This is a genomic window from Neisseria sp. P0021.S007 (genome assembly GCF_051956855.1).
Genome location: NZ_JBQCXA010000579.1, coordinates 1 through 670, shown reverse-complemented (window position 1 = coordinate 670; position 670 = coordinate 1). Strand labels below are relative to the sequence as shown.

Below are 670 nucleotides of genomic sequence, written 5' to 3'. Positions count from 1 at the left end.
ATTCATTACCGCTGCGTTCGGCATTCCGCAAATTTCCACCGGCGACATGCTCCGCGCTGCGATTAAAGCAGGCACGCCGCTGGGTTTGGAAGCGAAAAAAATCATTGACGAAGGCGGCTTGGTACGCGACGACATCATCATCGGCATGGTGAAAGAACGCATCGCGCAAGACGACTGCAAAAACGGTTTCCTGTTTGACGGTTTCCCGCGCACGCTGGCACAAGCCGAAGCGATGGTTGAAGCGGGCGTGGATTTGGACGCCGTGGTTGAAATCGACGTACCCGACAGCGTGATTGTCGACCGCATGAGCGGCCGCCGCGTTCACTTGTCTTCCGGCCGCACCTACCACGTTACCTACAATCCGCCCAAAGTCGAAGGCAAAGACGACGTAACCGGCGAAGATTTGATTCAGCGCGACGACGACAAAGAAGAAACCGTCAAAAAACGCCTTGCCGTTTACCACGAGCAAACCGAAGTGCTGGTCGATTTTTACAGCAAGCTGGAGGGCGAACACGCGCCGAAATACATCAAGGTTGACGGCACTCAACCGGTAGAAGCCGTGAAAGCCGAAGTATTGGGCGCATTGGGCAAATAAATCGAAAAGGTCGTCTGAAAACAAGCAATCAGGCTTTCAGACGACCTCTTTTTGATAAACTGCGTGATAGACAAT

1 protein-coding gene is annotated in these 670 nt (G+C 53.3%); it reads left to right on the top strand.

Annotation, left to right across the window (positions count from 1 at the left end; translation table 11 throughout):
• Positions 1-595: adenylate kinase (adk, locus tag ACTHUR_RS14730; protein WP_440399336.1), on the top strand; the 595-nt coding region annotated here is incomplete at its 5' end.
• Between the last annotated feature and the right edge of the window lie 75 nt (positions 596-670).